The 25854-nt window shown below is 62.7% G+C and carries 24 protein-coding genes and 3 pseudogenes; 13 read left to right on the top strand and 14 right to left on the bottom strand.

Translation table 11 applies throughout. From position 1 onward, the window contains the following. Positions 1-165 precede the first annotated feature (165 nt). The 4 genes from NMQ14_RS18825 to NMQ14_RS18810 all read left to right on the top strand — a co-directional run bounded on the left by NMQ14_RS18825 (position 166) and on the right by NMQ14_RS18810 (position 4985). Positions 166-636 carry an antitoxin Xre-like helix-turn-helix domain-containing protein gene (locus NMQ14_RS18825; RefSeq protein ID WP_257098399.1) on the top strand — a complete coding sequence of 157 codons (471 nt, stop codon included), beginning with the start codon at positions 166-168 and terminating at the stop codon, positions 634-636. Between the two features lie 442 nt (positions 637-1078). Beyond that, positions 1079-2083, top strand: a complete 1005-nt coding sequence (locus NMQ14_RS18820) for a hypothetical protein (protein ID WP_257098398.1) — start codon at positions 1079-1081, stop codon at positions 2081-2083. 62 nt (positions 2084-2145) lie between these two features. Next, entirely contained in the window at positions 2146-3570 is a 1425-nt protein-coding gene (locus NMQ14_RS18815; protein ID WP_257098397.1) for a tyrosinase family protein, read from the top strand. Positions 3571-3641: 71 nt separating this feature from the next. Further along, the gene (locus tag NMQ14_RS18810) at positions 3642-4985 is read left to right on the top strand and encodes a serine protease (protein ID WP_257098396.1); all 1344 of its coding nucleotides are present in this window, start codon (positions 3642-3644) and stop codon (positions 4983-4985) included. A 192-nt stretch (positions 4986-5177) separates the two neighbouring features. Here the strand turns inward: NMQ14_RS18810 and NMQ14_RS18805 are convergent. The 3 genes and pseudogenes from NMQ14_RS18805 to NMQ14_RS18795 all read right to left on the bottom strand — a co-directional run bounded on the left by NMQ14_RS18805 (position 5178) and on the right by NMQ14_RS18795 (position 7296). Further along, a pseudogene (locus tag NMQ14_RS18805) lies at positions 5178-6191 on the bottom strand (IS30 family transposase). Between the two features lie 207 nt (positions 6192-6398). Further along, positions 6399-6938 (bottom strand): hypothetical protein, encoded by a 540-nt coding sequence (locus NMQ14_RS18800; RefSeq protein WP_257098395.1) that lies wholly within the window; start codon positions 6936-6938, stop codon positions 6399-6401. Between the two features lie 10 nt (positions 6939-6948). After that, complete coding sequence (locus NMQ14_RS18795) at positions 6949-7296, bottom strand: hypothetical protein (RefSeq protein WP_257098394.1); 348 nt, start codon at positions 7294-7296, stop codon at positions 6949-6951. Positions 7297-7587: 291 nt separating this feature from the next. Between NMQ14_RS18795 and NMQ14_RS18790 the strand changes: the two genes are divergently transcribed. The 3 genes and pseudogenes from NMQ14_RS18790 to NMQ14_RS18780 form a co-directional block, all read left to right on the top strand. After that, entirely contained in the window at positions 7588-7977 is a 390-nt protein-coding gene (locus tag NMQ14_RS18790) for a transposase (RefSeq protein ID WP_257098393.1), read from the top strand. Continuing rightward, positions 7971-8312 carry an IS66 family insertion sequence element accessory protein TnpB gene (gene tnpB, locus NMQ14_RS18785; protein ID WP_257098392.1) on the top strand — a complete coding sequence of 114 codons (342 nt, stop codon included), beginning with the start codon at positions 7971-7973 and terminating at the stop codon, positions 8310-8312. The genes NMQ14_RS18790 and tnpB overlap by 7 nt, the downstream gene beginning before the upstream one ends. Before the next feature lie 122 nt (positions 8313-8434). Then, positions 8435-9220 (top strand): annotated as a pseudogene (locus NMQ14_RS18780) (IS66 family transposase); the annotation flags it as partial. Between the two features lie 174 nt (positions 9221-9394). Here NMQ14_RS18780 and NMQ14_RS18775 read toward each other — a convergent pair. Beyond that, positions 9395-10548 (bottom strand): annotated as a pseudogene (locus NMQ14_RS18775) (IS3 family transposase); the annotation flags it as partial. Between NMQ14_RS18775 and NMQ14_RS18770 the strand changes: the two are divergent. From NMQ14_RS18770 to NMQ14_RS18755, 4 genes are all read left to right on the top strand, one after another. Further along, positions 10536-10979 (top strand): transposase, encoded by a 444-nt coding sequence (locus NMQ14_RS18770; RefSeq protein WP_257098391.1) that lies wholly within the window; start codon positions 10536-10538, stop codon positions 10977-10979. The pseudogene NMQ14_RS18775 and the gene NMQ14_RS18770 sit on opposite strands and share 13 nt — an antisense overlap. A 2-nt stretch (positions 10980-10981) precedes the next feature. Continuing rightward, positions 10982-11569, top strand: a complete 588-nt coding sequence (locus NMQ14_RS18765; RefSeq protein WP_257098390.1) for a plasmid pRiA4b ORF-3 family protein — start codon at positions 10982-10984, stop codon at positions 11567-11569. A gap of 343 nt (positions 11570-11912) precedes the next feature. After that, positions 11913-12188: a type II toxin-antitoxin system YhaV family toxin gene (locus NMQ14_RS18760; protein WP_257098389.1), complete on the top strand. Its 276-nt coding sequence runs from the start codon at positions 11913-11915 to the stop codon at positions 12186-12188. An 8-nt stretch (positions 12189-12196) separates the two neighbouring features. Then, entirely contained in the window at positions 12197-13390 is a 1194-nt protein-coding gene (locus NMQ14_RS18755; protein ID WP_257098388.1) for a hypothetical protein, read from the top strand. Between the two features lie 235 nt (positions 13391-13625). Here the strand turns inward: NMQ14_RS18755 and NMQ14_RS18750 are convergent, their stop codons facing one another. Genes NMQ14_RS18750 through NMQ14_RS18705 form a run of 10 tightly spaced genes read right to left on the bottom strand, consistent with a single transcriptional unit; the run spans position 13626 to position 24136 of the window. After that, on the bottom strand, positions 13626-15449 hold the full coding sequence (locus NMQ14_RS18750; RefSeq protein WP_257098387.1) for a V-type ATP synthase subunit A: 1824 nt from the start codon (positions 15447-15449) through the stop codon (positions 13626-13628). After that, positions 15446-16159 (bottom strand): hypothetical protein, encoded by a 714-nt coding sequence (locus NMQ14_RS18745; protein WP_257098386.1) that lies wholly within the window; start codon positions 16157-16159, stop codon positions 15446-15448. The genes NMQ14_RS18750 and NMQ14_RS18745 overlap by 4 nt, the downstream gene beginning before the upstream one ends. Next, the gene (locus tag NMQ14_RS18740; protein ID WP_257098385.1) at positions 16156-16917 is read right to left on the bottom strand and encodes a hypothetical protein; all 762 of its coding nucleotides are present in this window, start codon (positions 16915-16917) and stop codon (positions 16156-16158) included. The genes NMQ14_RS18745 and NMQ14_RS18740 overlap by 4 nt, the downstream gene beginning before the upstream one ends. Continuing rightward, positions 16914-17381: an ATP synthase subunit C gene (locus tag NMQ14_RS18735; RefSeq protein WP_257098384.1), complete on the bottom strand. Its 468-nt coding sequence runs from the start codon at positions 17379-17381 to the stop codon at positions 16914-16916. The genes NMQ14_RS18740 and NMQ14_RS18735 overlap by 4 nt, the downstream gene beginning before the upstream one ends. Next, positions 17360-19159 (bottom strand): hypothetical protein, encoded by a 1800-nt coding sequence (locus NMQ14_RS18730; protein ID WP_257098383.1) that lies wholly within the window; start codon positions 19157-19159, stop codon positions 17360-17362. Before NMQ14_RS18730 ends, NMQ14_RS18735 begins: the two co-directional genes overlap by 22 nt. Further along, entirely contained in the window at positions 19156-19770 is a 615-nt protein-coding gene (locus NMQ14_RS18725) for a V-type ATP synthase subunit D (RefSeq protein WP_257098400.1), read from the bottom strand. Before NMQ14_RS18725 ends, NMQ14_RS18730 begins: the two co-directional genes overlap by 4 nt. Positions 19771-19775: 5 nt before the next feature. Continuing rightward, the gene (locus NMQ14_RS18720) at positions 19776-21143 is read right to left on the bottom strand and encodes a V-type ATP synthase subunit B (protein WP_257098382.1); all 1368 of its coding nucleotides are present in this window, start codon (positions 21141-21143) and stop codon (positions 19776-19778) included. Beyond that, a complete protein-coding gene (locus NMQ14_RS18715) occupies positions 21130-21927 on the bottom strand; it encodes an energy transducer TonB (RefSeq protein WP_257098381.1) in 798 nt (265 codons plus the stop codon). The genes NMQ14_RS18720 and NMQ14_RS18715 overlap by 14 nt, the downstream gene beginning before the upstream one ends. Beyond that, positions 21927-22331, bottom strand: a complete 405-nt coding sequence (locus NMQ14_RS18710) for a biopolymer transporter ExbD (protein WP_257079901.1) — start codon at positions 22329-22331, stop codon at positions 21927-21929. Before NMQ14_RS18710 ends, NMQ14_RS18715 begins: the two co-directional genes overlap by 1 nt. A gap of 35 nt (positions 22332-22366) precedes the next feature. Then, positions 22367-24136, bottom strand: a complete 1770-nt coding sequence (locus NMQ14_RS18705; protein ID WP_257098380.1) for a DUF2341 domain-containing protein — start codon at positions 24134-24136, stop codon at positions 22367-22369. Positions 24137-24619: 483 nt separating this feature from the next. Between NMQ14_RS18705 and NMQ14_RS18700 the strand changes: the two genes are divergently transcribed. Continuing rightward, positions 24620-25039, top strand: coding sequence for a helix-turn-helix domain-containing protein (locus NMQ14_RS18700; protein WP_257098379.1), 420 nt, complete (start codon positions 24620-24622; stop codon positions 25037-25039). Then, positions 25023-25854: VIT domain-containing protein (locus NMQ14_RS18695; protein WP_257098378.1), on the top strand; the 832-nt coding region annotated here is incomplete at its 3' end. The genes NMQ14_RS18700 and NMQ14_RS18695, both read left to right, overlap by 17 nt.

Below are 25854 nucleotides of genomic sequence, written 5' to 3'. Positions count from 1 at the left end.
GTGTTGCCGTAAACCCTCGCTGTAACGAGGGCCGAATACAGTCCAGCGGACATCCATGAATTGTCTGAGCGGAAACGCTTCGCCGGATTTCGTTGTTCGGGTACCTTGTGTCTGATGAGGGAGGGCACGCGGCCTCGATGGCTTTTTAATGACAAGGAACTTAAGGTGATTCGCAAACCGCCGCACCCGGCGCCGAGTTCTGAAGATATCCAACGCTTCAAAACGTTGCATGCCGCGAGTTGCACGGAATTCCTGGCTGCGGTCCAAAGTGGTGTGCCCGCGGCGTCGATCGCGAAGCTGGCTGTTGCGCTTGATTTGCCATTCGCTACCTTGTCGGACGCGCTTGATGTTCCGGCATCGACAGCGCGCAGGAAAGCGAGGAACGACGAAGTGCTTTCTCCTGCTCAAGGGGAGCGCGTGCTCGGGCTGCAGAAATTGATCGGCCAGATTCAGCTCATGGTCGAGCAGGGCGGTGACCCCACTGGCTTTGATGTGTTCGGATGGACCGGCCGATGGCTCAGCAAGCGCGTGCCGGCGCTTGGCGGGGAATATCCATTACAGTATTTACGCACTATCGCGGGTCAAGCGGCATTGTCAGACCTCCTGACTCGCAATATCTCGGGTGCATACTCGTAATCTTCTCGAATAAAGGTGCTTGAGACGAGCGGTCTTCCTTGTATAGGGAGAACCGTCCACCGAATGGGAGCAACTCCAAACCGCCGCGCCCGGCGCCAAGTTCTATAGATATTCAACCCTTCAAAACTTGGTGCGCCGCTTCCTGCCGTGCTTTTGAGGTGCAAGGCCTGCATCGCAAAATTTGATGACGGGCGTAAGCGCACGCTCGTAAAAAAAGACAATGCGCTTTCTTGCGCAACCACACTTACACGTTTAGAATTTATTTGGGGTCTGTCAACTCGGCACTACGAGAAACCTTCGTATTGTTTTCTTGGCATAGCGATAAGTCAATTTTTGGGTAGCATGGATAATCATGAGAACTAGGTCGTCGCTTTACGGATCCCGGATATTCGTTATAACTTTGGCGCTTTCGGTACCGTTGGGGACAAGCGCAGCCGACCAAGTGAGTACGAATCAAGCAAGTGTTGATGCCATCAACAATAAGAAGGCCCTCATCGAGGCACAAGATGCGTTGATGAAAGCCCAGGTCGCACTTCTTAAAAACCGGTTCCCGGCCTTTTCTGAGGATTTCGGCAACGCAGGCGCTCTAACCATAGAGAGCGCTGAACGAGACAAATTTCACGTAACGGCGCGCTCGGCGGAGGCGTTCAGATCTGCCGCGCGGCAGATCGCAAACGCAATAAAAAACGACGGTAACCCCGTCGTCCTTATGACAGACGCTGATCGGGCGTCCGTTCCGACATTTTGGTCAGAGAGAGCTGCTCTGCAACGGGTTGACTCTGAAATCATCAAGCTTCTCGGAGACATACCGAAAGATCCAGATAAAGAATCCTCGCTTGCTCTCTTTGGCATAGGAACAATAATGTCGCAGGTGGCACAGTTTACTCAACTGGCGCGAACAGATCGCAGTCTCGCTTTCACTGACTCCCTCTTGCCTGACGAACTGCTGTACGACCTCGTTGCCATCGAGTTGTCTCAGACTGCGTTGTATCCCGGAGCCGCAGTTGACGCCATCTTAGCCACTGGAGCAGCCTCAACCTTCGCAAAGCAGTTTGACGCGATTGCGAAGCGTCGAGCGACCCTCACGAAAGTCGATGGTAAGGACAAAGAAAAGGCGGCAGCAGTACTTGCGGAGTTTGATGAGCTGTCTGCACGACTTGTGGCAGTTGATGCATCGACGGAAATGCCACTCTTGTTGACTGTCCTGCGCGGCGAACTTGTGGATCAGTTCCTCATTGCTTCCAAGGGTCGCACGCTGTCCATCAAGGTTGCCTCTAAGGGTGGAACTTCACTAAAGGTGACAAGCGTCTGGCGCAGCGACCGACTCTATGCTGCAGGCGGCGTGGTGGCATCGTATCGTTTGACCGCTCCAGGCCCAAACGGTGGCATCGCGAAAGCGGGGGTTGTGATTTCCGAGACGCCTTTTAAATACATACCACTCGAATAGGTGCAGTACCTTGTCAAAAGCTCGCTGAGACACTCTTCGCATAACGCTGAAAGGTTGCCGCAATGCTTGATACGCCACCGAACTCCGAGCGACGAGATTTCCTTCAGAAGGGACTAGCGTTGGGAACCGCCGCGGGAGTCGGTACGCTGATCCCGACGGCCTCCGTTTCTGAGGAAGTTCCGCCAGTACGAGAATCCATTGAAACGCTTGATCCACTTAAGCTGGAAAAGGTTGAAGCGGCCATCAAGGAAATGATGGACAGATCGGCGATGAATCCGAATGACCCCAAAGGATGGCTTGCCAATGCAGAACCGCACAACGCTTTCTGCGCAGCGCCCGGTACGTCTGGCGTCAGTCAAATCCATTTTTGCTATTGGTTCCTTCCATGGCATAGAGCGTATCTGGCCATGACGGAACGTAAAATTCGCGAAATCGCATCCGATTCAACATTGGCGTTTCCTTACTGGAATTGGTCTGCAAATCGACGAATTCCTATTCGTTTCTCCGATCCTAATAGCCCTCTTTCAAAGGCGGTTCGCTTTACTCCTGATCGAGATCTCGAACCTGATGAAGTTGACTACATTGATTCGGATCCCGATTTGCGAAAGTTAGGCGTTGCAGCGTTAGCCGCGAAGAAATTTCTGGCAATCCCGACTGCTGATCCAATTCAACTCGCACGAGAGTTAAGGAACAGTTTTGGCGGATTGCCTCGGCCTAATTTGGCAGGGCGCTACGGAAACAGTAGATTGGAAGGCACGCCACACGGCCCAGTACATGTTTACGTTGGCGGTATTGACGATGCTACTGGCGCCGCCGGCGACATGACAGACTTTGGAACCGCTGGGCGCGACCCGATATTCTTTGCACACCATGGGAATCTCGATCGAATTTGGGAGAAATGGCGATCGAATCCTGCAAACCGAGCAACGGAGCCACAGGATAACTTTTTCTTGGATCGAAAGTTTATCTTTCCATGGTTAGATGGCTCCACAATAGAAATCTCGTGTGCCGATGCAATGGACACATCAAAACTCGGGTATACCTATGATTCACTCGAAGTATTGGGTGTTTCAGGGTTTGCTGTGGCGACGAAGGAAGGCGCCAACCAGAAGCTGAAACTTTCACCGATTCTAAACGAGACTTTAAGTAAACCACTTACGCCCGAGGGTTTTGGCGGAAGTGCTCGCTACATCCTTGTACTCTCAGGTCTCGAATCGCCGGGGCGCCCGCTTTCAGCAGGCGTCTTTGTAAGCGCTGCCGGAACTGGAGATTCCAGTGCAATCTTGGTTGGCAGCATTTCCGTGGTTCAAAGTGGCAATGCATACCTTCTGCCTAATGAGACCATGTATTTTGACGTGACGTCTGCGGTAATTACGCTTGGCACGCCGAAGCTATTGATTCAAGTGATCCCAAACCAAATCGGTGGCGAGGCTAAAAGACCTTACCAACCGATTAGATATAAATCTATAAATATCATTCGAGAATAGATGTTAATTCTTGCTTTTTAATGACCCTCCTCCTGGGCCGGGAAATCAACGTTAGCTGCGGAATTGCGACGATGGAAAATTTAAATTCGAGTTCTACCTTTTCGACTCGTCTCTTGCTTGCGCCCGCACTAATGTTTTTCATTCAAGCGACACATGCGCAAGGGCTATCCGGACATGTTCTGCGTGACACAATGGTGCAATCGATTGTAGCAGTACGAGCCGCTACCGAAGAGATCGAGAATCCGGAAAAGCCATCTCAGCGAGCGCTGCCTCGTCAGCCGCTTCCCGCGTCAAATGGGGATCTCACACGGGCCCCCTCAAAGCAAGCCCCAACAATCTCTCCTGCTTCACTCGCGGAGACTCTTGAACGACAAACTCCGGAGGAGCGGCAGGCGCTTCTGAACGATATAGACCGAGAGTTGACGCAGTTGCAGACTGAACTGGCAGTACGCAACGAGATAGCAGAGAAAACCGCGAATATTAATCTTGAGATTTACGGAATCAACGAGGCAATTACCGCTAAACAGCAAGCCAGGGAGTATGTCGCAGGGCAATTATCTTCTTTTAGTTCTGCCGCTGCTGAGTCATTTGCGGCTTTGACTAACCCTTTTTTCCTCATCTGCAAGGACTCATTGTGGGCCCCAAAGGACCCGGTCAAGTGGATTGACCGATTTTCGCTCCAACGAAAAAACCTTGTTGATTCTGGACGAAGCGTTGGCCTTGTGCTACTCAATAATCGACCAGCAGGGACCGGTTTTGTCGTTGGACCGAAGCATATTATAACAAATTTTCATGTTTTGAAGAGTATCGCGGTTCTTGACGAAGCGAAGGGCGTTTGGACTATTCGCCCGGGCGCGAAAATCATTTTTGACGTAGAGTACGCTCTGGGGAAGGGTGCAGAATGCGAGTCGCCCAACAAGCCCCGAGCATATTTTTTGAATGCGGTATTTGCGCTACCGAGAGAATCAGATGATGATCTCGCGATTATTATGACTTCGTCTGATCAGATGTACCCTCGACCGCTTGATGTTGTAGAGAAGCCAATTGATCGATATGCGGGGAACATGATTGTAGCGGTAATTGGCTATCCAGGGCCTCCTGCAGATATGACTGTTGCAGAACAAATTGAGTTTTTCCAGACTCCGGACAAAATCACGCCACAGTTTCACTACAAAAGAATTTCCGGAGGGTTTACCGGTATCGAGAAAGTTGGAGAGGACGGCTTCTTCGTACATAAGGCTAATACAGCGGGAGGCAATTCCGGCAGCCCGTTGTTTGATTTGGAGGATGGTTCGGTTGTAGGTATTCACGTTGAAGGAAAAAATCGATTTCAAGATACCCTCGGCTATAACAGAGCGCTGGTTTCGGCAAGGGTCAACAGACTCCTTCTTGACTCCGGTTTAAAGAGGAACTAGGTGTGGCTAGCCGGCTGGTAAGAAATCTTGCCCCGTGGGTGCGTGTATCACGCGAGATTTTCTAGCCGGTTGATTTCGATGTGAAACTAGGCCTCCGGCGCATTTATTTTTGAAATTTATGTTCTGCAGCCGTAAGCTGCAAACGCCACCAGTATTTACCGGCGGTTTCAAGCCTGAAGCGCAACGTGTTGGTTAGTGAGGGAGCGCGTGGGTTTGCTGAGCACTTTCGAGCATGTGAGAGAAGACAGCCAGCGGGGTATTGAAGTCATGCGTTGCACGCGGTCTTGCATTCAAGCTGTCGGCGATGGCATGGAGGTCATTCTGGCTTTAGAGGCTTAAGTTGGTGCCCTTGGGCAGGTACTGGCGCAGCAAGCCGTTTGTGTTCTCACAGGTACCGCGCTGCCAGGGGCTGTGCGGATCGCAGAAGTAGACCTTCACGCCAGTGTTGGCAGCCAGTTGCGAGTGGGCGCTCATTTCCTTGCCCTGGTCGTAGGTGACGCTGTGGCGCATCGGTGCGGCAATGGAGTTGAGCTTGGCGGTAAAGCCGGCGAGTGCGGAACTGGCCCTGGCGTCCGCCATCTTGGCCAACAGCACCAAGCGGCTGGAGCGTTCCACCAGCACGCCTACGGAGGACTTGCTGCCTTCCCCTTTGATGAAATCGCCCTACCAGTGGCCGGGCATCAGTCGATCTTCGATCTCGGGTGGGCGCACATGAATGCTGACCATCTCGGGGATCTGGCCGCGCCGATCGGCGCCACGGGTGCGGGGCAGCCGCGTGCTGCGGCCCTAACGTAGGCAGGCAATGAGCTGGCGGCGCAATTCGCCACGGGGCTGGGCGTAGATGGCGGTGTAGATGGTTTCGTGGGAAACGTGGCGCGCGGCCTCGTCGGGGAAGGTGCGCTTGAGGGTAGCGGCAATTTGCTGGGGCGACCACTTCCAGTTCAGAAGCGACATCACCAGGCTCCAGGCCAAGCCTTGAGAAGACAGCTTGGCAGCAGGGCGAGCGTGGCGCCGGAACGTACGGCAAGCCTGTTCGGCGCGGTGAAAGCCGTAGGCGGCGTCGGCCGGCGTGTTGCGCGCAAGCTCTCGGCAGATCGTCGAGGGCGCGCGTTACAGTGTGCGGGCCATGGCCCGCGCACTGTAACCCTGCTGCTGCATGCTCGCAATCGTCATGCTGTCTTCGGACTGGAGCTGTTGATATCGGATGGTCGATGACATGTGAACACCTTACCGCAAAGGGTGTTGCACTTCAGATTTGAGGCCGCCCTTGGTAGCTTGATGTTGTTTCATAATCTGATCTGACAAGCCGCTTCGCGGGCGGCGTGGGTCAGATACGCACCCAGGCTTCGACGCTTGGGGCCGGATCGAACCGGCGGCTGGATCGGTGCCGAGCACGGGAGTTCCTGAAACCGATTATTCGGGCGGGAAGCGCAGCTTCGAAAAGCTGCGCCCGGCCTGGATGGCGCGTCGCTCGATATCCGCCGCGGACTCAAGCCAGCCTTGCTGTTCCAGAAACATGAGGTAGGCGCGCGTGCTGACCTTGCGGCAGTTGTCCGGCAGCATAAAGCTGGCACGGGCGATTTTGTGGTCCTCGAACAGGAACACACCCGTTTGTTGCGGCAGATCAGCGTCAATTTCTTTCAGCGCGAAGTCGATCATGGTCTCCTGGATCGCCACTTCGCCGAGATTGGCGGTGCGAGCGCTGGAGGGGCTTGCCGCCAGAAGTTGCTGGTGATTCTGGAAAGTGCGGGTTGTGCGCATCGATACCTGGCCAGCGGCAGCCCACTGCGCCAATTTCTCGCTGGTCGGTGTCTGGTTACGTGTCACTTCGTGCAGCACCATATCGACCAGCACTATCGGCCAGCCGGGCGTGAACAGCAGGTCGAGTGCGTCGGCATAGGCCAGCGTGATGAGCGGCCCGGCGTCAGGCAGCAGAACAATGTTCGCGGTCATCGCGAGCCGCTCAGCTTGCCAGCGATTTCAGCTGATTGACCATGACGCCTGTGTCGGCCTCCGGCAATCGCGGCATCGGCAGGTGGGCTTGCGCCATCAACAGGAAGAGGTCCTCCTCGCTGTCGATCCCCAGCGTGCGCATGGCTTCGTCGCCCGCGAGCCGTCCAAGTGCAAAGTCGAGCAGCCGCCGGTAATTCTGGTTACCTGTCGCTTCGGCCGCCTCGAAAGTTTCGACCAGGTGGCGAAGCTCGGCGTTGAAGAGCGCATTGACCGAGGTGTCGGACTTGGCGGCAATGATTTTGGCGCGCTTGAGCAGATCGCGGTCAACCGCGCCGGTGAAATTGACGGTGGTTGCCATTTCTTGTCTCCATACGATTAACACACAATTAAGTGTATCACACTAATATGTGTTGAGGGGCGCGCCGGGAGCGATGCGGTATTTGGTCCGGGGTCGAGCATTACTTCAAGCGTTTCATGGCGTTGTCGGTGACGAAGCCCGTTTTCCAATCCTGTCGGATTCGACAGGATTAAAGAGGGCGGTTGTAATTGTTCTGTAAGCGTCCGACCGCCACCGTCTTCCCTTCCCTGATCCAGCGCGTAATCATCGCCCGCACTCGGGCACCTCAATGTTGTGTCCACAAAGGAGATCATGGACACAAATCCCCGAACGGGACGCGCGTACAAGCGCGGCCCCTACAAGCGACATCCGGCCGCGTTCAAGCGCGCCGTGGTGGAAGCGTCTTTTGCACCCGGCGCGTCGGTATCGCGTGTGGCTCGCGAGCACGACATCAATGCCAACCAGGTCTTTCTGTGGCGCAAGCTGTATCAGGACAGCCTGCTCGGGGACGATGAGCCGGCGCTCTTGCCGGCGCACATCGACGAGCCGACCCGCTCACCTGCACCGGTCGAACCCATCCGCACGCCAGCACCCGGCGGCACGCTGACGATCGAGTTCGGCACGGTGCGGCTGCACATCGAAGGCCGGCCTGATGCCGACACGCTGGCGCAGGTGCTCGCGCAGCTGGCGGCACGATGCTGATTCCGTCCGGCACCCGCATCTGGCTCGCGGCCGGGGCCACCGACATGCGCCGCGGCTTCGACGGGCTGGCCGCTTTGGTGCAACAGCGTCTGGGGGCGGACCCGTTCAGCGGCCACCTGTTCATCTTCCGCGGCCGGCGTGGTGACCGGGTGAAGCTCTTGTGGTGGGACGGGGACGGCATGTGCCTCTTGTCCAAGCGACTGGAGCGCGGCCGTTTCGTGTGGCCGCAGGCCGCCGACGGTAGCGTTCATCTGAGTGCCGCCCAACTGTCGATGCTGCTCGAAGGGATCGACTGGCGCACCCCGCGCAGGACAGCCCCGGAACTGGCCGCCTGACGCCTGACCCGGGTCGTTCGCAGGGCGAGCATGCCCCCTGTTCACGCGATACTTGATCGCGTAAACTCGCTTGCATGTTTGACGCGACACCCTTCACCAACCCGGAAGCCAGCGCTGACGAATTGTCGGCGCAAGTCGCCGCACTGCCCGACGACCCGACGCTGCTCAAGCACCTGCTCGATGCTCGCCTGGCCGAGATTGAACGGCTCAAACTGCTGGTGGCCAAGCTGCGGCACGCGCAGTTCGGTCGCCGCTCGGAGCGGCTGGGTGCGCTCTGCGGCCAACTTGATCTCGGGTTGAGTACGGCGCAGCAGGGCGGCGGCGAGGCCCGTGGCGCATCAGCCGATCTCGCCACGCTCGCCGACGTCATTCCGATCGAATCTACTCCGCGACACCCGGGCCGCAACCGGCTCCCGGATCACCTGCCGCGCAGCCGCACGGAACATCTACCAACCTGCAGCGGCTGCCCGCGGTGCGGCGGCACTCTGAAGCGCCTGGGCGAGGATGTGTCCGAAGAGCTGGAGTACGTCCCGGCCCGCTTCCGGGTGGTGCGCCACGTGCGCCCGAAATTCGCCTGCGGCCGGTGCGAGACCATCGTGCAGGCGCCGGCCCCCGGCCGCCCGATCATGGGCGGGTTGCCCGGTCCCGGGCTGCTCGCCCACGTGCTCACCGCCAAGTACTGCGACCACCTGCCGCTGTACCGACAAAGTGCGATCTACGCGCGCGAGGGCGTGCGGCTGGAACGTTCCACCCTTGCCGACTGGGTGGCCGGCTCGGCGTATCTGCTCGACCCGCTGGTGCAGGCGCTGTCGCGCTACGTTAGAGCGGGCGAGAAGATCCACGCCGACGATACGCCCTTGCCGGTGCTTGCTCCGGGTCGCGGGCGCACGCGCACCGGGCGGCTGTGGGTGGAGTTGGAGTTGCCCCCATCCGGTGGACGATTTGTGGCTTGAGAATCAAGCCGTGTGATCGTACTCGATAGCAGGGTTATCCACGGGGCCGCCGCCGGCCCCATCGAGGCCGGCGGCGAGCGGCCCGGTGGGTAACCCGAGTTTGTCGAGATTCGTCTGAGTCCCGCGGTGTTTCTCCTCGTAGTTCATCGGCGAGAGGTAGCCCAGCGCCGAATGTCGCCGGCGCGGGTTGTACCAGCCTTCTATCCAGGTGAAGACGGCCAAACGTGCTTCGGTCTTGGTCCGGAAGGTCTTGCGGTCGATCAGCTCACACTCCAGGCTGGCAAAGAAGCTCTCGGCCATTGCGTTGTCGTAGGCATCGCCAACTGTGCCCATCGATGGGCGAACGCCCATTTCCCGGCACCGTTTGCCGAAGGCGAGTGAAGCGTACTGGCTCCCCTGATCGCTGTGATGGATGACGCTTTCGGGCTTGCGGCTGCCCAGCGCCATATCGAGCGCGCTGAGCACGAGTTCGGCGCGCATGTGCTCGCCGATCGACCAGCCGACGACGCGCCGGCTCCACACATCGATGACAGTCGCCAGATAGATGAAGCCCTGCCAGGTGGGCACGTAGGTCATGTCGGCCACCCACAGCTGGTTGGGCGCATCCGCCACGAACTGCCGCTTGACCAGATCGGGCGCCGGGCTGCGATCCGGATCTCGCCGTGTGGTGACCGTGAAGCCGCGCCTGCGGCTCACGCCACGCAGACCCGCCACGCGCATGAGTCGTGCAATGCGCTTGTGGCTCACCCGCTCACCCTGTTCGAGCAACTCGGCACGCACGCGAGGGCGTCCGTAGGTCGCATCCGATGCGCCGTGAATCGCCCGGATGCGTTCGGTCAGCACCGCGTTGGCCATGCGTCGCGCACTCGGCGCCCGAGTGCTCCAGGCGTAAAAGCCGCTGGCAGAGATACGCAGGACGCGGCACATCGTGCGTACGGGAAAGTCGGCCTGGTTCGCCATCACGAGTTCGAAGAGTTCGGAGAACCCACATCGCTCTTTCTGGCGAACCAGGCCGTAGCCTTTGCCAGGATGTCGCGCTCCATCTTGAGCTGGCGATTCTCCCGGCGCAGCCGACTCAGTTCGTCCCGTTCGGCGCTGCTCAGCCCGTCCTTCCCAGGCAGGGGCTTGCCGGCGTCTCGCGCGGCCTGGGCGACCCAGTTGATGATCGTCTGGCTGGTCGGGCCGAACTCACGCGACAACTCGGCTGGATGGCGACCGGCCTGCGCAAGTTCGATGATCTGTTGGCGGAATTCCGCCGGGTACGGCGCTCTTGTCTTCGGCATCTCGGACTCCTTCTCCTATAACGGTCGGGTGTCCACCGAAAAGGGTCAACTTCACCACGCAGAGCCGGCGCGTGCCGCGCAAGTCCGGCATTGGTGAGGCGATCCAGTACGCGCTCAACCACTGGCGGGCGCTGGTGCGCTACGCCGGCGACGGGCGCATCGAGATCGACAACAACGCGGCAGAACGCGCGCTGCGAGGCGTGGCGCTGGGGCGCAAGAATTACCTGTTCGCCGGGTCGGACGCCGGAGGTGAGCGCGCGGCCGCGATCTACAGCCTGGTCGGCTCGGCCAGAATGAACGGGCTGGACCCGGAGGCCTATCTGCGCGAAGTGCTCGGGCGTATCGCGGACCACCCGATCAATCGCATCGAGGATCTGCTGCCCTGGAATCTGAACATGGCCGCAGCTGTGTCGATGCGTGAGGTCGCCTGAACATGGGAAATGTGGTGGCGCTGAAGAAGGCGCGGGCGGCTCCTCATCTGCTGCAGTTGAAGATAGAACTCGCCGGAATCCGGCCGCTGATCTGGCGCCGCGTGGTGTTGCCGGAGACGGTCACGCTGCCCAAGCTGCATCAGGTCATCCAGGTCGTGATGGGGTGGCAGGACTGTCACCTGCACGAGTTCGAAATTGCCGGCGAGCGATACGGCATCCCTGACCCCGACTACGACCTCGTTGACCCGCTCAGCAACGAACAGCGGGTGCGCCTGGCCAGCGCGCTGGGTGCTGCACGTTCATTTAGCTATCTCTACGACTACGGTGACAACTGGATTCACCGCATCAAGGTCGAACGCCGCATCGAACCCGATCCGCTGTTTGACACCGCACTGTGCGTGACCGGCGCCAATGCAGCACCGCCCGACGACGTCGGTGGCGCCCACGGCTACGCCGAGTTTGTCGACGCCATCACCGACCCGCGACATCCCGAACATCAAGCCATGCTCGACTGGTTCGGCTCAACCTTCGACCCCGCTGCCTTCGACATCGCCGAAGTCGATCGACGACTCGCAAAGATCAAACTCTGACCGTCAACACGGTGTCGGTCGGACGCTTACATTGTTCTCATACGCCACAGCACGGGCCCCAACTATGATCTTTCGACTGATTCGACGTGCCCCAGTGTTCGCCACGAAAGGACCCGGGAGCTGAGTTAATTCGCCTCTGTTGTAAGCGGCGGGCGGCCCGGCTTGGACTGAATCGCCCAGGCTTTTCCAGACACCCTGTAAATTCGGGGCACGACTGCAGCCCGCGCGAAGGCACATAACCCGGAGGCCTTAGCGTCAGATGGCAACGTCGAACTGTTAGCCCCGCGTTGGCGGATCTGATTATGGAAACAGTCCATGGTGATTCGAACTATGGAAACAGTCCATGGTGATTCGAACCGGGACGAGTTCCGGCAGGGCAACACCAGACGCCCGTCGTTTCGACGCCGACGCCGAGCCAAAACTGGGGCGGTGTTTTCCAATTTTTTCTCGCTGTGACTACAAGACCCGCATGATGGTGATTGCTGAGGTGAACGACGAAAACGCCTTGAGGTCGTCAGGCGCCAAGACCGATCCCTACGCTGTTTTCTGGAAAATGCTCAGGTACGGCCAACCTCCGAATGATTGTGATGCCTTGCGGGCCGCAAGCAAGGCTGGCTGACTACGGTGATGCAAGAGACCGAGAAGCCGGTTGACCGGGACACGCTCTACGACGAAGTCTGGACCGAGCCCATGGTGGTGGTTGCGCCTCGCTATGGTCTTTCCGATGTCGGACTCGCAAAAATCTGCAAGTCACTCGCAATTCCCATTCCCAGCCGGGGCTACTGGGCCAAAGTGAAAGCCGGACGAATCATGCGGCGGGTGCCGCTTCCCGCGCTGAAAAGCTCTGGGTCGGTGCCGACCGGTCTGGTCAAGCTGCCTACGGAACAACTGGCCGGACGAGAGGCGGCCCGCAAAACGGCCGCACGGGTGCGTAAAGACACAGCGCCCATGTCTCTGCCGGAGGACGCATCGGCGCCGCATCCCCTCGTGCTCGCCGCATCCAAACGCCTGCGCAGACGCGATGGCTGGCCAGAAGGCCCTCCGCTGCGTTCCGCCCCGAAGGAAGTTCTTAACCTGTCGGTGACCGTAGGGGCGCTGGACCGGGCACTTGCCATTTCAGATTCGCTCGTCAAAGTACTGATCAAGCACGGATTCGCGTTTGAAATCGATGCGGAGAACGGTGTAACCCGGATCAAGTGGCTTGAAACAGGCACGACGATGGCGTTTTCACTTACTGAATACGTGCCCAGAGCTCAGCACGTTTTGACGCCCGCCGAGGAGCGGGCGCAGAAGCGATACTGGAATCGATCCCGACTGGACAGCTCGATGAGCTATCCGAAAATCCCGCAGTATGACTTCAGACCAACCGGGATCTTGACCATCCAGGTTGGCCGCTGGCCGTCCCGGTCATGGAAGGACACACCAAAAACGCAGCTCGAACTGCGCTTGGGTGAGGTGGCCGGCGGCATCGTGACGCTGGCACAGGAAATCCACGCCAAGGAGCAGGAGGAAGAGCGTCGGAAGGAGGCGCACCGGCGCGCGGTAGCTCACTACGAGTTTCTGACGAAGCGTCGTGCCAATGAGATACGGCGCTTTGAGCAACTTGAGACACAGGTGTCCAACTGGGAGCGAGCGGCGAAGTTACGCACCTACGCCGACCTTGTGGAGCAGCAGGCGAAAGCGCAGGGGAAAATCAACGCAGAACTTGAGGATTGGCTCGCCTGGGTGCGTGCCAAGGCCGACTGGCTGGACCCGCTCGTGCTCGTCTCCGATCCCATTCTCGACGCACCCGAACCCAAGCGACCACCGGGCTACTGGTAGCGCCGCACCTGTCCTTGCCAAGTCCTAAACCCTTGTGGGTAAAAGGAAATTTTCTTCGGACAGGTTATGCTTTATTTTCTGCCGATAGGACAGGATATGCTTTATCGGCTGTGAGCGAGCGAGCCCATAACCGCTTGAAAACGGACAGATTATGCTTTATTCACAGGTCGTTTTTCGGGTAACGGCACAGATGCTGCTCCAGCAAGGGTCGGGTGTCCGCCGGAAAGGCTCTGCTTCACTCTCGGGAAGTAGTCCGCTGCGGAGCGAGCAATATCCTGACCGCTTGCAGGCACTGCAGGAAGGCGCCCGATCCGGTCGCCGCGCAGTTCAGGTCGCGCAGCAGCGCAGTCAGATTCAGAAACCACTCCCGTAGCGCCTCGCGTCCGGCCACTTCCGGCTGCACATCGATCACTTCTGCCAGCAGCACCAGCATTTCGCGCTGACGCGCGAGTGGCGTGCTGACATCGACCGGATCGAAGGCGTCCTGCTGCAGATAGATGTTGTCGATCAGTTCCGCGCGTTGCCACAGCAAGTAGTCGTCTTCGGTGATGCCTTCCTCGCCTGTCACCTGCACCATCTGCGCGACGCGCTGCGCGTCGCGCAGCAAGCCGCCCAGACGCTCGACGATGAGCGGCCACTCGGGCCCCAGTTCCGATTCCTGCCAGGCCCGCAATTGCTGGTGATAGCGCGACCAGCTGCGCAGCGGATCGATCGCCGGATAGCAGCGTCGATAAGCGCGTTCCGCGGTCAGTCCGAGGAAGGTCTTGACCGAGGCCAGCGTAGCCTGGGTGACCGGTTCTTCGAGATTGCCTCCGGCCGGCGATACGGTGCCGATCAATGTCAGGCTGCCTGCTATGCCGTCGCGGCGCCTGATGATGCCGGCGCGCTCATAGAGCGCCCTGATCGACGAGTCGAGGTAGCCCGGATAGGCCTCCTCGCCCGGAATCTCTTCCATGCGGCCGGATGTTTCGCGCATGGCCTGCGCCCAGCGCGAGGTCGAATCGGCGATGACCAGCACGTCATAACCCATGTGCCGGTAGTACTCGCCCATCGTCACGCCGGTGTAGATCGACGATTCGCGCGCCGCCACCGGCATCGCCGAGGTGTTGCAGACGATGACGGTGCGGTCCATCAGCGAACCGCCGGTGCGCGGATCCTGCAGCTGCGGAAACTCGGTCAGCGTCTCGACCACCTCACCCGCGCGCTCCCCGCAGGCGACGATGATGACGACGTCGACCGCGGCAAAGCGCGCGATCAGATTCTGCAGCACGGTCTTGCCGGCGCCGAAGGGGCCGGGGATGCAGGCCGTGCCACCCCGCGCGATCGGGAAGAAGCTGTCTATCAGTCGTATCGTGGTCAGCAGCGGTGCGTGCGGAAAGAGTTGTTCAGCCCAGCGCCTGCGCAGAAGGCGCTGCGGCAGCGGGCGCCGCACAGGCCAGCGCTGCGCCAGATGCAGCGCACGCGCGCTGCCGTCGCTGCGCCGGATTTCGCCGATCACGGCATGCACGTCGCAACGGCCGCTTTCGAGCCAGCCGAGCTGCACCGGACCGGCTTCATCGAAGGGCACGCAGATGTCGTGCCGCAGCCGGCCTTCCATGACGTGACCGAGCACATCGCCTGGCCAGAGCCGGACGCCCTCGCGCACCACCGGCTCGAACGACCACGTCCGGTCCGGCAGCGGCGGGGCCGCATGACCCCGTGGCAGGAACACGCCATGTTCCGCGGCCAGCGCATCGAGCGGGTTCTGCAGTCCGTCGAAGACCTGGGTCAGCAAGCCCGGTCCGAGCGTCACTGACAGCAGTTCGCCGCTCAGTTCCACCTTGTCGCCGACGCGAACCCCCCGGGTGTCCTCGAAGACCTGCATGTCGGCCAGACGTCCGCGCACGCGCAGTACCTCGGCCTTGAGCCGGGCGCGCCCGGTGCATACATGTCCGACCTCGTTCCGGGCGACCGGTCCGTCGTCCAGTTGCACGGTGACCAGATTCGGCCGCACTGCGGTCACGGTGGCACGAGCGCGTTGCGCCGGGGTCTGCGGTGTGGCCGGGGTGGCGCGGTTCATGCGTCCTCACCCGCCGCAAACCCGGTCGGGCAAGCCGAAGCGACCAGTGCTTCCAGTCGTCTGCGGGCACCCTCGGCATCGTGACGCAGCCAGTCGTGAAGTACATCCCAGTGCAGGTGATAGGCCAGCACACCCGCATAGCCGTTCGGCTGCCGGCGACGCAGGTTGCTCGCACCGTCCCAGTCGAGCCGTGCGCTCAGGCGCTGCAGCTCGAGTGCATCGCCGCCTTCCATCAGTTCGCGCGCACGGACCAGCCAGGGGTGCCGGCAGGCCAGGCCGAAATGCGCTTCGTGCCAGCAGCGCCGCACCTTGCCCATCCAGGGGCCGTAGCCCCAGCGCTCGTGACGTCCAGGGGCGGGCAGACCGGCGCGGCGGCGGCGCAGCGCTGCCAGCAAGCTTCGCCGGGACATCATGTCGCCGATCAACTCGCGTACCTGCGCATCCGGTTCCCCGGCCTGCCAGCGGTCGATGCTGGCGCACCAGTCCGCCATGGCGGCGGCCTCATCGTCCGAGCGGCGCTGCCAGGACAGCAGTTCGCGCACCTTGTGCAGGCGGTCAAGATCGGCTGCGTCGAGCAGTCGCATCCGCGATTCCAGCCGTTCGGGGCCGATGGGAAGGCGCTTCGTGCGTTCGAAGTGGGGCAGATGGGGCAGGCTGGCCGCAAGCATCACATAGTGAGGGGACGATACGTTTCGCAGCAGGTCGATCATGTTCCTGGCTCCTGTCGCGTGACAGCGGCGCGGGTCGCGTCGTCCGGCGTGCCCGGTCCCCCGGCCTGCGGGTTGGCATGCACGACCGGACCGCCGTCGAGGTGTCGGCGCACCTTGGGCAGCAAGTGTTCCAGCAGCAGCGCGCTGAGTGCTTCGTCGGTGACATGAATCTCCATGTCGCCGGCCACCATGCAGATGCGCAGTCCGCTGCCTTGAGAGGCCGGCAGCAGCTCCAGCCCTTCTGACAGCAGCCGGGCCTCGCCGTCCCGTGCCAGGGCTTCCAGGTCGGCTTCGCTCGGCATGCTCATGGTTTGCGGGGTCCGGTCCGACGGCTGCGCGGGGTCCGGGAACATCGGTTGCACAAGGGCAATCAGCAGTCGGCGCAACAGTTCCGGATCGGCCAGTTCTGTCTGTACGTGGCGTTGCAGCCGCTCGCCGAACTGTTGCAGGAAATCCTCCTTCAGTCTCAGCACGCTGTCGCGGAAGGCGAGCCGGATGGCCCCGAGCGATGCTTCCTGCTCGATGCGGATGCGCTCGCGCGCCGCGTCCAGCAGCCCTTCGGCTTCTGCGCGGGCGCCCGCGCGGAGTGCGTCGATCTCGGCCTGTGCCTGGGCAATGAACTGCTGCGCCTGCTGGCGACCGGCATCGATGCCTTCAGTGCGCAGGCGCTCGATCAGCGATTCAATGCCATGCCCCATCGGCGGGCCGGCAGTGCTGTCTTCCTGCGGTGTCGTGTTCATCATCTGTGCGTCCTTCATTTCGGAATGCCGGCGCCCAGCAGCAAGGCGAATGCGAAGCCGAACACTGCGAAGCCTTCCACGATTGCTGCCGGTGCCACCGCCAGACCGAGAATTTCCGGCTTGTTCTTGGCGGCGTCGATTGCCGCCGCGGCGCAACTGCCCTGGTAGGTGGCGGACGCCAGCTGTATCAGACCGGCCAGCACGCCCAGCGCAAAGAGCAAGCCGGCGTTCGATGCCGTCACATCGCGATTGAGCGCCAGCATGATGACGATGCCGTAGATGGTCTGTGACGCCGGCATCGCCGCCACGCCGACGAAGCGGCCGTGACCGGATTCGGTTTCCAGCATGGCGCCGCAGGCGGCCTGACCGGCCCGTGCGCAGCCGACAATGCTGCCCAGCGCGCCGAGGGCCAGAGGTGCGTAGATGCCGGCCATGCCGAGCAGTTGGGTGAGGGTGTCATTCATCGCGATCGATGCATCCATGGCGGGGCGTCCTTCAGTTTGAAAGGCTTGAACGGGCGACCTTCTTCGACGCCGCTCCAGTTCAGGAACTCGATGAAATTCAGGCGCAGCCCGTGCACCAGGCCGCCGGCGATGCCCAGCACGAGATTGAGGGTGTGGCCCAGCAGCAGCAGCAGCCCGGCCAGCAGCACGCCGAAGCCGGGTACGCCATGCAGGGTCTGGCGCGCCAGATCGTTGAAGGCCGTGGCCAACGATGCGCCGGCAAAGCCGAGTGCGAACAGCCGCAGGTAGCTCAGCGTGTCGCCGAGCGCAGCGGGCAGCCTCATCAGCCCGGCCAGCAGTGCGGCAGCGCGTCCGCCGAGCCCCCGGCCCTGCATCACGGCGGCGGTGAGTGCGGCGAGCAGTCCGGCCCCCAGCAGGCTCTGCCCGGTCCAGCGCAGTCCGTCGCCCCAGCCCTGATCGATACTGAATCCGGCCAGTCCGCCGCCCGCCAGCACGGCGCTCCAGCCGGCTGCCGCGATGCGCGACCAGCCCCGTGCGAGGCGGGCCTGCGCCAGACTGGCCAGCGTCAGATGCAGGACGCCGATGAGCAGCGACAGCCTCATCATCAGCCTGAAATCAGTGCCGTCGAGCAGCCGCAGCGCGGCCATTGGATGAGTGGCCGGCAACGCGGAGCCGAACCAGGTGCCGGTGCCCAGACCCCAGGCGCCGGTCGAGGCGGCCAGCAGCCACGCCAGCGGCCAGACGCCGGCTGCGCCCGGCGCCTCGCCCGCCGCCGGTCGGCGCCTCAGGCGCAGGGCCAGCAGCACGAACAGCATCACCAGCGCATAGCCGGCGTCTGCCATCACCATGCCGAAGAACACCACGAAGGAGACCAGCACCCAGGTCGAGGGATCCCAGCTCCGGTAGCCCGGTGTCAGGAAGATGCCGAGCAGGTTCTGGCCGCTTCTTGCGATGCCGATGTTGTCGAGCCAGGTTGGCGGAAGCTCGGCCGGTGGCGCCTTGTGCTTCACCATCGCCAGTCCGATGCGCCCGGCCATCTCCTGCAGGTCAGGCAGTGCGGCGGCAGGTGCCCAGGCGCTGAGCGCGAACAGCCCGTCGACCTCCCGGGTCAGCCCGGCCGCGCGCTTGCGTTCGGCCTGGTCTTCCAGCCGGGTGAGGCTGTGCGCCAGCGCGTCGCACCAGCGGGTCAGCGCTATGCGTTCGGCCAGCAGGTCGTCGTGCTCGGCGTCCAGGTCGTGCAGCCGGTGTTGCAGTGCGTGCAGTGCCACGCTGCCGGTGTGCTCGCGCGGCACCGGCATGTCGTGTGGCTCGTCGGGGTGCACGACGGCCACCCAGCAGTTGCGCTGATCGTGTGCGACCACTTTCCAGGCAGTCAGATACTCCGGCATCTGTGCGAGCCGCCAGTGCGGCAGCACGTAGAACCACAGCCGCAGACCGCGCGCGAGCAGATCGGGGTCGAGCGGATAGTCGCCCCACGGGGCGAGCACGCGCAGGCGCTTGATCAGGGTGCGTTTTTCCTCATCGAGCGCACGCAGTCGAGCCTCGATGCGCAGGGCAGCGGCCTCCACCGCTTCCGCATCGAAGCGCTCGGCACTGTGCGCGGCATGGCGACGCACTGGCGAGGCGAGCAGGAAGGCCAGTGCCCGGCGCGCCTGCGGACGGTCGGCGACGACGTCTTCCCGGCGGTCCAGTGGCTCGATGTGCAGGCAGCCCAGTTCCTGTGCCTGCAGCAGCGTCGCGTCCTTCGCGTGCGTCGGCCCGAACAGGGTCAGCCGGATGACCGGAGCGATGCTCACGGGCGCTGCTCCGCGCGTTGCGCCTCGGGCTGCGTTCGCCGGTGCAGCAGCGCACGCGCCTGTTTGGCCTGCACGATGGCCGTGCGCTCGCCATCGGCGAGGAATACGCGGATGGCCCGGATGCGATCGCGGGCGCGCGGAATCAGCACCCGCTCGAACAGATTCACCTTCTGCAGCGCGTGCCGGACGCCGGCTTCCAGGACCTGCACGCGCTTCGAGCGCAGGCCTCTTTCCACTTGCAGGCCGACCAGTTCCCGCACCGCATCGGCCACTTCGTCGCTCCAGGCCGGTAGTCCGGTGAGGGTCTGGCGCGACAGCTCCCATGAAGGCGTGACCAGCGCCGGCATTCGCAGCCCGAGCAGCCGCTCTTCCGCGTGCTCGAGTCCTGCATGCCAGATGCCATCGAACGGCAGTTCGTCCAGCGCGAGCATGGGAAGCCGCGTGGCGTGATGCGTCAGCACCGACTCGAAGCGGGCTGCCGCCTCGTCGAGCAGCCTGCGCTCTGCGGCCAGCATCATCGCCAGCTGCCTGCGCTTGAGGTCGAGCGAGGGCAGCACGCGGGCGTAGGTGTCCAGTTCGTGCCGGCAGCGCGCCAGTGCGCCCTTGTTCATTGCCGTCACGGGCCGGCCTCCGGATGCGGGAAGTAGCGCTGAACCAGCGACGGGCGAATCGGCAGCTCACCGGGCCGGAAGCACTCGGCCATGCTCTGCCAGCATGCGTCGAGCGCAGCCTCCAGCGGCATGGACACGTCGATGGCCATGAAGCGGCTGCGGAAGAGCATGCCGAAGCGCAGCAGTCGCCGGTCGAAGTCCGACAGGTCGAAGGCCATGGCCTGCTTGCGCGCCGCTTCCTCCGCCTGTGCATACAGCCGGATCATGGCGTTCATGACCTGGCCGTGGTCTTCGCGCGTGCTGCTGCCGATCACCCGTTGCTTCAGGCGCGAAAGCGAGCCGAAGGGATCGATCATGCCGTCGTGCAGGTAGAACTGCCCTTCGGTGATGTAGCCGGTGTTGTCCGGCACCGGGTGCGTGATGTCGTTGCCGGGAATCGTGGTGACGGTGAGTACGGTGACCGAACCGCCATCCAGGAACTGGCAGGCGCGCTCGTAGCGCTGGGCGAGCTGGGTGTAGAGGTCGCCCATGTAGCCGCGGTTGGCCGGAATGCGCTCAAGCGTGATGCCTTCTTCCTTCAGCGCATCGGCCCAGGCGGTCATGTCGGTCAGCAGCACCAGCACGCGCTGCCCTTCCTCCACCGCGAAGCGCTCGGCCACGGCGAGCGCCAGATCGGGCACGGGCAGTCGCTCGGTGACCGGGTCACCGGCCAGCGCCACGAACATCACGGTGCGGTGGAAAACACCCTGGTCCTCGAAGCTGCGGCGGAAAAAATGGAAGTCGTCGAACACCAGACCGATGCCGCCGAACACCACCACATCGGCGTCGGCCTGGAAGCCGATGCGCGCCAGCAGCGCGTTGTAGGGTTCGCCGGCGATGGAGAACACCGGAATCTTCTGGCTCTCAACCAGGCAGTTGAACACGTCGATCATCGGGATGTCGGTGCGGATCATGTTCTGCGGCAGGCGTCGTCGCACCGGATTGATCTGCGCACCATCGACCGGCACGCGGCGCTCCCCGGTGAGTTCAGGCCCGCCGTCGCGCGGCAGTCCGGTGCCGTCGAACACCCGTCCCAGAAGGCTGGTGGAACACACGGTGTCCAGCGGCCGGCCGAGGAAACGCACGTCGGCGTGGGAAGACAGTCCCTTGCCGCCGCCGAGCACCTGCAGCGTCACCAGATCGCCGTCGAGCTCGATGGCGCGTGCAAGCAGCCTTTCGCCATCCTCATTGTCGATCCGCGCAAGTTCTCCGAGCGCCACGCCGCGCGCGCGCACGCGAGCCGTGTCGCCGACGATGTCGATCAGTCGGGTATGACGGGCCAGCGGGTGGGAGGCCGGTACCGGCCCGGTACTGCGGGCGTCAGCGGAGCGCATTCAGATCCCTCGACGCGACGCGATAGCTCAGCGGTTGCGGCAGGCCTGCCGGCGGTTCGGGTAGCAGCGGCATGTCCGCGAACGACTGTCTGAGCGTCGAGTCGATGTCGGCGTAGCCGCTGCCGCGCTGCAGTTCGACCCGCTCGATGCGGCCGTGCGCATCGATCCAGAGCAGCACCACGCTCACATAGTCGCGTCCGCGCAGCGCGGAGCGTGCCATCAGCTCACTCTGCAGTCGCTGTCCGATCAGACCGCCGTAATTGCGGAAATTGAACTGCTGTGCCGTTGTCGGGCGATTTCCGGATGCCGGCCCTCCAGCGCCTCCCGGGGCAGCGCCCAGTGTGGTGATGTCCTGACCGCCGCGTTTGCCGACCAGGCCGAAGCCATCGCCCGCGCCTTCGCCGTCGGCGTCGACGCCCAGATGGTCATCGGGCTGCTGGCTCGGCGAAGGGTCGGGGATGGGTTGCGACTGCACGTCCACATCATTTTTCTGCACCTGCACTTCGGGCGGCTTTTCGAGCGGTTTGGGCGGCAGCGGTTTCGGAGCGTGGATCAGGGTGATGCGCTGCACACGGCTGCGCGGGTGGGCACCCGCATCGAGAAGCTGGCTGCGGGCGAGATAAGCCGTGGCAAGCACCAGCAGCACGGCGACCAGACGCCACAGCAGGGTCTGGCGCCGGGCAGCGGCTTCGGCCTGGCGCCGGCTGCGGCCGGGGACGAGACGTGCGGCGTACGAAGGCGACTGCTCCGGGAAGGCGGCAGCACCGGAAGCGCGGGTTGTCATCACTTCACGAGCCGGTCGGTGACCAGACCGAGTTGCGTGATCTGCAGGCGCTTCATCACGTCCAGCACCTCGATCACCTTGTAGTACTGGATGCTGGCATCGCCCTTCACCACCACCGGCAGGCTGGGGTCGGCCGCCTTGAACTGGCGCAGACGCATTTCGAGTTCGCCCACGCTGACCAGCGCGGTGTCGAGATAGATGCGGCCATCCGACGTGATCGTGACCGCCTTGGTCTTGGGCTTGCTCATGCTCGGTGCCGCGCTGGCGCGCGGCAGGTCGACCATGATGCCCTGCACCGTGGCAGTGGCCATGATGATGAACACGATGAGCAGATTCCACGCCAGATCCATCAGCGGCGTCAGGTTCACATCATCGTAGAGCTTGTATTCGGTGCGCATTCTCATGACTGTCTCGCATGCATGATCTGTCGGGATGTGCGTCAGGCTGCGGCCTGCAGGTCCTGTGCATCGGCGGCTGCAATCGGGCCGGGCGGAACCGGCTGTGTCGAACGCAGCGCGATCCTGCCCACCAGACCGCTGGCGAATACCTCCATGCCGGCAGTCAGTTCCTTGATGCGCGTGGCGAGCTGGTTGTAGCCGAACATCACAGGGATCGCGACCAGCAGGCCGGCCACCGTCGTGGCGAGTGCCGCGGCCACGCCCGGCGCGATGGTGTTCACATTCACGTCGCCTGCCATGGCGATGGCGCCGAAGGTGATCATGATGCCGACCACCGTGCCGAGCAGGCCGAGGAAGGGCGCGCCGGACACCGCCAGCGTCAGCGTCACCATCCGGTCGTTCATGCGGTGCGCCTCGCCCACCATGCCGGCATCGATGCCGGAGCGGATGACTTCCAGCGCCTGCGGGCTCAGCGCACCGGAATGTCCGGCGGCCAGCAGCCCGTGCATTTCATTCGACGCCGACATGTAGAGGTGCAGCAGCGGCGAATCGCGCCACGTTTCGCCGGCTTCCGCGACCGCCTGCGGATCCATGCGGGCGAGCGGCGTGTCGGACTGACGGTAGGCATCCAGGAAGGCCTCGTTCTGGGTGCGCATGCGGTTGAGCAGCCTCGACTTCACGATCATCACCTCGCCGCTGATCAGGCCCATCAGGCAGATCAGCGCAATGATCACCCAGCCCTCGGCGCTGACCGCCGCCGCCAGCGTGCGCATCACTTCCACATAGTCACTGCCGCCGCCGCTTTCGTCACCACCGTAGTCGGCCAGACGGCTCTGCGGATCCTGCGCGATGGCGGCGGCGCGTATCCACTCCGCTGCGCGCATCCGGTTGGAAATCTGCAGTTCGTCGATCTCGCCTGCGAAGCCGGTCGCCCCGCCGGCGTCGCCGATGATCACGTCGCCGCTGAATTCGGGAAGACGCAGCGTGCCCTGTGCGACCTCCACACCGTCGACGAAGAGGGCCGCCGAGTCGCCGAGCACGAAGGCGATGTGGTGCCAGGACGCGCCATCGATCGGCGCCTGCGCGGCGATGCGCCCGCTGCTGCCGGCGCGCGCTGCATCATCCACGGCAAGGTAGGGCTTGCCGTCCTCCAGACCGAGCACCAGTCGCCGGCCGTTCTCCTGTCTGACGAGCAGCGTTCCGCTGGCGGCGGCCTGTGCTGCCTTGACCCAGACTGCAACGGTCCAGCCGGTGCCGGCGGGCGTGCTCAGCGACGGGGCGCCGGCAATCTGCATCGACTGATCGGCCGCCAGCGCCATGCCGAAGCCCACCGCGCCATTGGCGCCGAACTGGCCGCTGCTCTTCAGCACCGAGTTGCCGTAGCCGGTCGAATCGTGCGGCAGGCCGTCACGTTCCGCAAAGTGCATGGCCAGCACAGTCAGCGGATCGAAGCTGGCCTTGGTGCTGCCGGCTGCGGGCGCATCGATGTTGCCGTAATACATCAGGATGGCGGAGTCCTTGCCCCCCACCGAGGGCACCTGCACCCAGGCGATGGCGACTTCGTCGACTCCGTCGAACTGCTCGAAATGAAAATTCAGGGGCGTCTTGTCGTCGGCGGCCATGAAGCGCAAATCGCTGCCGCCTTCCTGGGCATCCACAAAGGGGAAGTTGCCGGCATGCAGACGGATCGGCACCAGCACCTGCTGCACCTGCCCGCCGAGTGCGGGCGTTTCCGCACCGCTCAGTCCGATCTGCTTGCGATAAGGCCATTCGGCATTCCACCAGGCCGAAGCCGAGAGTGGACTGATCAAAAGACTCAGTCCCACCGCGCCGGCGAGAAAGCGCCACAGCGCCCTCGCACACCATGTCTGCCACGATTCCTTCATTTCCGCTCTCCCGGCCGTGGGCCGCCTGCCTGCATGTACATGCGTCCGAGCTTCAGTGGCCGGTGCGGCGGTGCCATTGATACACGTCAACTGCACCCAAGTTCGACCATACAGATACGAAAGATGCGCAATTTCAATGATCTGTTCGGATCATTCTTGAGTGACAAGAACTGTAATGAAGCGGGCTAACCGGCCCTGGATCGCCTCTCCCGGTCACGAAGGTGCGGCGAGGCCTCTGCCCGAAAGAGAGCTACCCGGCCGTCGCCCGGACGCCCTCGACGACGGTTCTCGGCACGTTCCTGGCGGGTGTCCATGGCCGTAAATGGCGGGTCGTGGAGCTGTCTTTAAGAGACAGTTGACAAATACAGTTAAGCTGTTAAAAAGTGCGTGTCCCTACCCGGTTACCCCATGAACACGACCTACACCCTCGATGAACTGTGCGCGCTCAGCGCGCTGCCCAAACGCACAGTGCGTTACTACGTGCAGCTCGGCCTGGTCGATCGGCCCGAGGGCGAAACGCGTGCGGCGCGCTACTTCCAGCGTCACCTCGAGCAGTTGCTCACGGTGCGCCGGCTGTCCGGGGGCGGCCTGTCGCTGGATCGCATCGCGGCGGTGCTCAAGGGCGACATCGACGCAGTGATCGAGCCCAGGCGGGCGCCGGGCACGGTCGAGGTACGTGCGCACATCACGGTGGCCGACGGTGTGGACATCCAGATCGAAACGTCGCGGCTGGGCATCGGCCCGGAGCAGTTGCGCCGCTTCGCCCGAGAAGTCATCGCGCTGTACGAACGGATCCAACAGGAGAAACCCGATGAACCTACCCCCTGAAGCCGGCCACCGGCCCAGCCTGCGCGGTGTACATGCGCGCGGTCGCATCGACGGGCTGATGCTCGACATGGCACTCGAGCAGACTTTTGCCAACGCCGGCACCGAGCCGCTCGAGGTGATCTACACCTTTCCGGTGCCGCTCGCGGCGACGCTGCTCGGGTTGGATGTCGATATCGGGGGCCGCAAGCTCGCGGCACAGGTGCTGTCGCGCCGCCGGGCCGAGGGAGTCTATGAGGGGGCGGTGGCATCGGGCGACAGTGCGGTGATGGTGGAATCGGCGGGGGACGGGCGATACACGCTCAACCTCGGCAACCTGCTCCCCGGCGACACGCTCCGCGTCACCGTGCGCTATGGCCAACTGCTGCGTTTCGAACAGGGCATCATCCGCGTCACGCTGCCGACCACGCTGGGTACCTGGTATGGCGATCCGATTCGCGATGGCGGCCTCGCGCCGCATCAGGTGCCGCTGACCGGGGGACTGGACGACTATCCGTTCTCGATCGAACTCGCCGTGAGCGGTCCGCTGGCAGCTGCGCAGGCCGAATGCACGACGCACACGCTGTCGATCGAGCGCGGTGAGGCAAGGCTGCAGGCCTCGCTGCGCGCACGCGCCTGGCTCGACCGCGATTTCGTGTTCACGCTGTCCGGCCTGCCGGACGGGTCGTCTGCAGTGCGCGTGCCCGACTTCGCGGCGGCCCACGGCGAGCCGGCGGCCGAGGTGGTCATTGCCAGCCTGTGCCCGCGCTTCGGCGATGCCCGCCCGGCGGCGATCAATCTGAAGCTGCTGGCCGACTGCTCCGGGTCGATGGAAGGCG

The organism is Methyloversatilis sp. XJ19-13 (assembly GCF_024580155.1).
GTDB lineage: Bacteria > Pseudomonadota > Gammaproteobacteria > Burkholderiales > Rhodocyclaceae > Methyloversatilis.
This window is presented reverse-complemented; position numbering and strand designations above follow the sequence as displayed.

What these genes read in the sequence shown, in the direction of transcription:
- NMQ14_RS18810 (WP_257098396.1), top strand. Translation starts at nt 3,642, where the DNA reads ATGGAAAATTTAAATTCGAGTTCTACCTTTTCGACTCGTCTCTTGCTT.
- NMQ14_RS18725 (WP_257098400.1), bottom strand. Translation starts at nt 19,770, where the DNA reads ATGAACAAGGGCGCACTGGCGCGCTGCCGGCACGAACTGGACACCTAC.
- NMQ14_RS18750 (WP_257098387.1), bottom strand. Translation starts at nt 15,449, where the DNA reads ATGAACCGCGCCACCCCGGCCACACCGCAGACCCCGGCGCAACGCGCT.
- NMQ14_RS18790 (WP_257098393.1), top strand. Translation starts at nt 7,588, where the DNA reads ATGGACACAAATCCCCGAACGGGACGCGCGTACAAGCGCGGCCCCTAC.
- NMQ14_RS18745 (WP_257098386.1), bottom strand. Translation starts at nt 16,159, where the DNA reads ATGATCGACCTGCTGCGAAACGTATCGTCCCCTCACTATGTGATGCTT.
- NMQ14_RS18720 (WP_257098382.1), bottom strand. Translation starts at nt 21,143, where the DNA reads ATGCGCTCCGCTGACGCCCGCAGTACCGGGCCGGTACCGGCCTCCCAC.
- tnpB (WP_257098392.1), top strand. Translation starts at nt 7,971, where the DNA reads ATGCTGATTCCGTCCGGCACCCGCATCTGGCTCGCGGCCGGGGCCACC.
- NMQ14_RS18715 (WP_257098381.1), bottom strand. Translation starts at nt 21,927, where the DNA reads ATGACAACCCGCGCTTCCGGTGCTGCCGCCTTCCCGGAGCAGTCGCCT.
- NMQ14_RS18760 (WP_257098389.1), top strand. Translation starts at nt 11,913, where the DNA reads ATGGTGATTCGAACCGGGACGAGTTCCGGCAGGGCAACACCAGACGCC.
- NMQ14_RS18755 (WP_257098388.1), top strand. Translation starts at nt 12,197, where the DNA reads ATGCAAGAGACCGAGAAGCCGGTTGACCGGGACACGCTCTACGACGAA.
- NMQ14_RS18795 (WP_257098394.1), bottom strand. Translation starts at nt 7,296, where the DNA reads ATGGCAACCACCGTCAATTTCACCGGCGCGGTTGACCGCGATCTGCTC.
- NMQ14_RS18735 (WP_257098384.1), bottom strand. Translation starts at nt 17,381, where the DNA reads ATGGATGCATCGATCGCGATGAATGACACCCTCACCCAACTGCTCGGC.
- NMQ14_RS18800 (WP_257098395.1), bottom strand. Translation starts at nt 6,938, where the DNA reads ATGACCGCGAACATTGTTCTGCTGCCTGACGCCGGGCCGCTCATCACG.
- NMQ14_RS18700 (WP_257098379.1), top strand. Translation starts at nt 24,620, where the DNA reads ATGAACACGACCTACACCCTCGATGAACTGTGCGCGCTCAGCGCGCTG.
- NMQ14_RS18765 (WP_257098390.1), top strand. Translation starts at nt 10,982, where the DNA reads ATGGGAAATGTGGTGGCGCTGAAGAAGGCGCGGGCGGCTCCTCATCTG.
- NMQ14_RS18815 (WP_257098397.1), top strand. Translation starts at nt 2,146, where the DNA reads ATGCTTGATACGCCACCGAACTCCGAGCGACGAGATTTCCTTCAGAAG.
- NMQ14_RS18740 (WP_257098385.1), bottom strand. Translation starts at nt 16,917, where the DNA reads ATGAAGGACGCACAGATGATGAACACGACACCGCAGGAAGACAGCACT.
- NMQ14_RS18710 (WP_257079901.1), bottom strand. Translation starts at nt 22,331, where the DNA reads ATGAGAATGCGCACCGAATACAAGCTCTACGATGATGTGAACCTGACG.